Here is a 7,199-nt window from a genome sequence, read left to right on the forward strand (position 1 = left end):
CTCAACGGAATGGGCTGCGCCCATGACTAACATTCCGGAGACCGGCCGCAGCACCCGCGTCCAGACCCGGCTCGTCGTCATCCAGATCCTCGTCCTCTCCCTCCTCGGCACCCTCGGCGGCCGGCTCTGGTACCTCCAGATCCGCCAGGGCGACGAGTACGCCAAGGAGGCCTCCGGCAACCACGTCCAGCAGGTCGTCCAGCCCGCACCCCGCGGCTCGATCCTGGACGCGCGCGGCGTGGCGCTCGCCGACAACGAGACCCGGCTCGTCGTCTCCGCGTCCCGTACCGAACTGCTGAAGATGAAGGACGACGGCGAGGCCGTCCTCACCAAGCTCGCCGGTGTCCTCGGCATGAAGCCCCAGGACGTCATGGACAAGGTCCGGCTGTGCGACGCCGAGACCCCGCAGCCCTGCTGGAACGGCTCGCCCTACCAGCCGATCCCCGTCACCGACGAGGCCACCCCCAAGCAGGCCCTCCAGATCCGCGAGCGCGCCGAGGACTTCCCCGGCATCACCGCCGAACCCGAGGCCGTGCGCCGCTACACCTCCCCCGGCCGGTCCAACACCGCCCAGGTCCTCGGCTACCTCTCGCCGGTCACCGACGAGGAGATCCAGAAGGCCCAGGACACCGACTCGCCCTTCCTGCGCTCGGACCAGGTCGGCCGCTCCGGCCTGGAACGCCAGTACGACAAGGCGCTGCGCGGCAAGGCCGGCGTCACCCGATACGAGGTCGACAACCTCGGCCGCGTCATCGGCGAGGCCGAGTCCGACCCCGGCGTCCCCGGCTCCAACCTCGTCACCAGCATCGACGCCCGCGTCCAGCGGGTCGCCGAGTACGAACTGAACGAGGCGATGAAGGCCGCCCGCAAGGAGATGGACCGCAACACCGGCCGCACCTACGAGGCCGACTCCGGCGCGGTCGTGGTGATGGAGGCCAAGACCGGACGCGTCGTCGCCATGGCCTCCAACCCGACGTACGACCCGAACGCCTGGGTCGGCGGCATCTCCGGCGCCGACTACAAGAAGCTCACCGGCAAGGACTCCAACTACCCGCTGCTCAACCGGGCCATCCAGGGCCAGGCGGCCCCCGGCTCGATCTTCAAGGTGGTCTCCTCCTCCGCCGCGGTGGAGGCGGGCTACGAGTTCGACGGCAACTACGACTGCTCCAGCTCCTACTCCATCGGCGGCCAGGTCTTCAAGAACTTCGAGTCCGCCAGCTACGGTCCGATCAGCATCGGCCGCGCCCTGGAGCTCTCCTGCGACACCGTCTACTACCGCCTGGCCCACCAGGAGTGGCTGAAGGACGGCGGCATGAACCCCAAGAACCCCAACGACTACTTCTACAAGGCCGCCCACCAGTTCGGCCTCGGCAAGGAGACCGGCATCGACCTCCCCAACGAGGTCTCCGGCCGCGTCCCCGACCGCAAGTGGAAGCAGGAGTACTGGGAGGCCAACAAGGACGCGTGGTGCAAGACGGGCAAGAAGGACGGCTCGTACGTCGAGAAGATCGCGTACGAGAACTGCCTCGAGGGCAACAAGATGCGCGCCGGTGACTCCGTCAACTACTCCATCGGCCAGGGCGACACCCTCGTCACCCCCATCCAGATGGCCACCATCTACTCGGCCATCTCCAACGGCGGCACCCTCTACGACCCGACCATCGGCAAGGCGATCGTCAGCCCCGACGGCAAGCAGGTCGAGGAGCTGAAGCCCGAGTCCCACGGCAAGCTGCCGATAAGCAGGACCACGCTGGCCAAGATGGACGACGCCCTCGCCGGCGTCGCCACCCGCGGCACCGCCGCCTGGCGGTTCGGCGGCTGGCCGCAGGACGAGATCCCGATGCACGCCAAGACCGGTACCGCCGAGGTCTACGGCAAGCAGACCACCTCGTGGTTCGCCACCTACACCGACGACTACGCGATCGTGATGACGATCTCCCAGGGCGGTACGGGCTCCGGCGCCTCCGGTCCCGCCGTCCGCAACATCTACGACGCGCTGTACGGCGTCTCGGACGACGGGGCGATCGACCGGAAGAAGGCGCTCCTGCCCCAGCCCCAGGCGAAGCTGCCGCAGATCAAGGCCGACGGGACCATCCCGGCACCGGCGCTCCCCAAGGACGTCGTCAAGGACCTGCAGCCGGACGAGAAGGCCTCCCCCGAGGACGAGTACGCCCCCGTCGACGACCAGCAGCAGGGGGCGACGACGCCTACGCAGAACGGCGACAACCGCGAGACGCGCCGGCACCGACGGCGCGGCGGCGGGACCCGACGCGGCGGCGCAAGCGGAAGCAGGGGCGCAAGCGGAAGCAGGGGCGCAAGCGCCGGCAGAGGCGCAAGCGGAAGCAGAAGCGGAAGCCGGAGGGCACGCACATGACCGGGGCCAACAGCTTCCAGGTCTCCGGGTACGGACCCGAGAAGGCCGGGTGGACCCGGCTGTTCGCCCGCGACTCGATGACACGCCGGCTCGACTGGCCGATACTGCTGGCCGCCGTCGCCCTGTCACTGATGGGCTCGCTGCTCGTCTACTCCGCGACCCGCAACCGCACCGAGCTCAACCAGGGCGACCAGTACTACTTCCTCACCCGGCACCTGCTGAACACCGGCATCGGGGTCGCCTTCATGGTCGCCACGGTCTGGCTCGGCCACCGCGCCCTGCGCACCGCCGTACCGCTCCTCTACGGCGCGTCCGTGTTCCTGATCCTGCTGGTGCTCACGCCGCTCGGCTCGACCATCAACGGCGCCCACTCCTGGATCAAGCTCCCCGGCGGCTTCTCCCTGCAGCCCTCGGAGTTCGTGAAGATCACGATCATCCTGGGCATGGCGATGCTGCTGGCCGCCCGCGTGGACGCCGGCGACCGGCCCTACCCGGACCACCGCACCGTGCTGCAGGCCCTGGGCCTGGCCACCGTGCCGATGATGATCGTGATGCTCATGCCCGACCTCGGGTCGGTCATGGTCATGGTCATCATCGTGCTGGGCGTGCTGCTCGCCTCCGGCGCCACCAACCGGTGGGTCTTCGGCCTCCTCGGCGCCGGAACGCTCGGCGCGCTCGCCGTCTGGCAGCTCGGCATCCTGGACGACTACCAGATCAACCGCTTCGCCGCCTTCGCCAACCCGGAACTGGACCCCGCGGGCGTCGGCTACAACACCAACCAGGCGCGCATCGCGATCGGCTCCGGCGGCCTGACCGGCTCCGGCCTCTTCCACGGCTCGCAGACCACGGGCCGCTTCGTCCCGGAACAGCAGACCGACTTCGTCTTCACGGTCGCCGGCGAGGAACTGGGCTTCCTCGGCGCGGGCCTCATCGTCCTCCTGCTCGGCGTGATCCTCTGGCGCGGCTGCAGGATCGCCCGCGAGACGACCGACCTCTACGGCACGATCGTCGCCGCCGGCATCGTCGCCTGGTTCGCCTTCCAGGCCTTCGAGAACATCGGCATGACGCTCGGCATCATGCCGGTGACCGGTCTGCCCCTGCCCTTCGTGTCGTACGGCGGCTCCTCGATGTTCGCGGTGTGGATAGCGGTCGGACTGCTCCAGTCGATCACCGTGCAGAGACCGATGTCGGCGTAGCCGGGGGGCGACAGGGCGGGCGGTACGGGGGACCTCCTCCGCCGGGTTAGGCTGGATGGTCCCCCCTGTCAGCACACGAAGGTTCCGTGAGATGCCTGCCGAAGCCGCCGAGTCTGTGTTTCCGCAGCTCGAAGCTCTGCTCCCGCATGTGCAGAAGCCGATCCAGTACGTCGGCGGAGAGCTCAACTCCACGGTCAAGGACTGGAACTCCTGCGACGTCCGCTGGGCACTGATGTACCCGGACGCGTACGAGGTCGGCCTGCCGAACCAGGGCGTCATGATCCTCTACGAGGTCCTCAACGAGCAGGACGGCGTCCTCGCCGAGCGCACCTACAGCGTGTGGCCGGACCTGGAGGCGCTGATGCGGGAGCACGCCGTCCCGCAGTTCACGGTCGACAGCCACCGTCCGGTGGGCGCCTTCGACGTGTTCGGCCTCTCCTTCTCCACGGAGCTCGGCTACACGAACATGCTGACCGCCCTGGACCTGGCCGGCATCCCGCTGGAGTCCAAGGACCGGGGCATCGACGACCCGGTCGTCCTGGCCGGCGGACACGCGGCCTTCAACCCCGAGCCGATCGCCGACTTCATCGACTGCGCGGTCATCGGCGACGGCGAGCAGGCCGTCCTGGAGATCACCGCGATCATCCGCGCCTGGAAGGCCGAGGGCCGCCCCGGCGGCCGCGAGGAACTCCTGCTGCGCCTGGCGAAGACGGGCGGGGTCTACGTCCCCGGCTTCTACGACGTCGAGTACCTCCCCGACGGCCGGATCGCCCGCGTCGTACCGAACCGCTCGGGCGTGCCGTGGCGCGTCTCCAAGCACACGGTGATGGACCTCGACGAGTGGCCCTACCCCAAGCAGCCCCTGGTCCCGCTGGCCGAGACGGTCCACGAGCGGATGTCCGTGGAGATCTTCCGCGGCTGCACCCGCGGCTGCCGCTTCTGCCAGGCCGGCATGATCACCCGCCCGGTGCGCGAGCGCTCCATCACCGGCATCGGCGACATGGTCGACAAGGGCCTGAAGGCGACGGGCTTCGAGGAGGTCGGTCTCCTCTCCCTCTCCTCCGCGGACCACTCGGAGATCGGCGACGTCGCCAAGGGCCTCGCGGACCGGTACGAGGAGGACAAGATCGGCCTGTCCCTCCCCTCCACCCGCGTCGACGCCTTCAACATCGACCTCGCCAACGAGCTGACCCGCAACGGCCGCCGCTCCGGTCTCACCTTCGCCCCCGAGGGCGGCTCCGAGCGCATCCGCAAGGTCATCAACAAGATGGTCTCGGAAGAGGACCTGATCCGCACCGTCGCGACGGCGTACGGCAACGGCTGGCGCCAGGTGAAGCTGTACTTCATGTGCGGCCTGCCCACCGAGACGGACGACGACGTCCTCCAGATCGCCGACATGGCCACGCACGTCATCCAGAAGGGCCGCGAGGTCTCCGGCTCGGGCGACATCCGCTGCACGGTGTCCATCGGCGGCTTCGTCCCCAAGCCCCACACCCCCTTCCAGTGGGCGCCGCAGCTCTCGGCCGACGAGACCGACGCCCGGCTGCAGAAGCTGCGCGACAAGATCCGCGGCGACAAGAAGTACGGCCGCTCCATCGGCTTCCGCTACCACGACGGCAAGCCCGGCATCGTCGAGGGCCTGCTCTCCCGCGGTGACCGCCGCATCGGCGCCGTCATCCGCGCCGTCTACGACGACGGCGGCCGCTTCGACGGCTGGCGCGAGCACTTCTCCTACGACCGCTGGATGGCCTGCGCCGACAAGGCCCTGGAGCCCCTCGGCGTCGACGTCGACTGGTACACGACCCGCGAGCGCTCCTACGAGGAGGTCCTCCCCTGGGACCACCTCGACTCCGGCCTGGACAAGGACTGGCTCTGGGAGGACTGGCAGGACGCCCTCGACGAGACCGAGGTCGAGGACTGCCGCTGGACGCCGTGCTTCGACTGCGGGGTGTGCCCGGCGATGGACACGGAGATCCAGATCGGCCCGACGGGCAAGAAGCTGCTGCCGTTGACGGTGAAGTAGGCCGCGTCGCCGCCGTTGGAGTGACGTACGTCACGGCGCGTCCGTGACGTACAGTCAGTTTGCGCCGTTTCTGCCTGTGGACGAGATCACGAAGCGCGGTCTTAGATGACCAGAGGGGTGCGGGCAAGCGGTTCTTTTCGTGAACCTTGGGCGAAGAACGCTCTCCGCCGGCGGTCGGGTTTCGGGGGTGGGCGCGGCCCGTGTGCGTGTGTGGGCGTGCGCGCCCTGCGACAACCGAAGAGCAGTCGGCGGGTCCGCAGCCCTCAGTCAGTACGGCACGGACCGAACCCTAGGACTGCAATGAAGCCACGCGGCAAGAACGCTTCACTTCCGGATCGACTCAGACGGGGCGGCGCTCTGGGCGCCGCCGCGGTCAGGACCACGGCGCTGCTCGGTGCGGCGCCGCTGCTGCTCCTGACCGTCGCGCCGGCCCACGCGGTGGTCGGCGAACCCTCGACGGGCGCCGATCACGGCTTCACCGCCCGGCTGCTGGTCGGTGACTACCAGCGGGGCTGCTCGGGCTCCTTGGTCTCCTCCGAGTGGGTGCTCACGGCCGCCAGTTGCTTCGCCGACGACCCGGCCACCGACCTCTCGGTCCCGGCCGGCGCGCCCCGGCTGAAGACGGTGGCGACCGTGGGCGGCGGCCAGACGCGGGACGTCGTGGAACTGCGTCCGCACGGCGAGCGCGACCTGGTGCTGGCCCGTCTCGCCCAGCCCGTCACGGGCGTGGCCCCCGTCCCCGTCGCCGCAACCGCTCCCGCCGCCGGGCAGGATCTGACGGTGGCCGGTCACGGCCGCACGGCGCAGGAGTGGGCGCCGCTCGACCAGCACACCGGGACGTTCACCGTCACCGCCGTCAGCGGCGGCGACCTTGCCCTGAGCGGCAAGGACGGCGCCTCGGTCTGCCAGGGCGACGCGGGCGGCCCGGTCGTGCGTACGGTGGACGGCCGGCCGGCGCTCGTCGCGGTCAGCAGCCGTTCGAACCAGGTGGGCTGTTTCGGCATCGACGCGGCGGAGGGAACGTCCGCCAGCGCGGTCGGCACCCGGGTCGACGACGTACGCGACTGGATCACCGGCAACGCCGTGCGGACCCCCGCCTCCGACTACGACGGCGACGGTCGTAGTGATGTGGGCGTGCTGTACGACAACGGTCTGCAGAGTGACGGCTCCGGCCGTACGGCGTTGTGGACGTTCGCCAGCACGGGTGCCGGTTTCGGCGCGCCGCTGCGCACGTGGGACAGCGCCGAGTTCGGCAGCTGGAACTGGAGCCGTTCCAAGGTGGTCTCCGGTGACTTCAACGGCGACGGCCGCAGCGACGTGGGCGTGTTGTACGACAACGGCCGGCAGAGCGACGGTGTCAACCGCACGGCGTTGTGGACGTTCACGAGTACGGGCTCCGGCCTCGGCAAGCCGGTCAAGGTGTGGGACAACGTCACTGACGGTGGACCCAGCTGGGACTGGAGTCGTTCGAAGGTGGTGTCCGGCGACTTCGACGGTGATGGTCGTGGCGATGTGGGTGTGTTGTACGACAACGGTCAGGCGAGTGACGGTGCGAACCGTACGGCGTTGTGGACGTTGAGCAGTACGGGTGCCGGGTTCGGTGCGC

4 protein-coding genes are annotated in these 7,199 nt (G+C 69.5%); all 4 read left to right on the top strand.

Translation table 11 applies throughout. From position 1 onward, the window contains the following. The first annotated feature begins 22 nt into the window (after positions 1 to 22). A complete protein-coding gene (gene mrdA, locus RM812_RS34040) occupies positions 23 to 2,374 on the top strand; it encodes a penicillin-binding protein 2 (RefSeq protein WP_311581921.1) in 2,352 nt (783 codons plus the stop codon). Beyond that, on the top strand, positions 2,371 to 3,570 hold the full coding sequence (gene rodA / locus RM812_RS34045; protein WP_311581924.1) for a rod shape-determining protein RodA: 1,200 nt from the start codon (positions 2,371 to 2,373) through the stop codon (positions 3,568 to 3,570). Before mrdA ends, rodA begins: the two co-directional genes overlap by 4 nt. 91 nt (positions 3,571 to 3,661) lie before the next feature. Beyond that, the gene (locus RM812_RS34050) at positions 3,662 to 5,593 is read left to right on the top strand and encodes a TIGR03960 family B12-binding radical SAM protein (RefSeq protein ID WP_311581928.1); all 1,932 of its coding nucleotides are present in this window, start codon (positions 3,662 to 3,664) and stop codon (positions 5,591 to 5,593) included. A 300-nt stretch (positions 5,594 to 5,893) separates the two neighbouring features. Then, a partial coding sequence (locus RM812_RS34055; RefSeq protein WP_311581931.1) for a trypsin-like serine protease occupies positions 5,894 to 7,199 on the top strand: 1,306 nt, incomplete at its 3' end.

Origin of the sequence: Streptomyces lancefieldiae (assembly GCF_031845825.1) — a bacterium.
Taxonomy (GTDB): Bacteria; Actinomycetota; Actinomycetes; order Streptomycetales; family Streptomycetaceae; genus Streptomyces; species Streptomyces lancefieldiae.

Excerpts from the sequence above, each read along its gene's own strand:
- mrdA (WP_311581921.1), top strand. The coding sequence starts at position 23 with ATGACTAACATTCCGGAGACCGGCCGCAGCACCCGCGTCCAGACCCGG.
- rodA (WP_311581924.1), top strand. The coding sequence starts at position 2,371 with ATGACCGGGGCCAACAGCTTCCAGGTCTCCGGGTACGGACCCGAGAAG.
- RM812_RS34050 (WP_311581928.1), top strand. The coding sequence starts at position 3,662 with ATGCCTGCCGAAGCCGCCGAGTCTGTGTTTCCGCAGCTCGAAGCTCTG.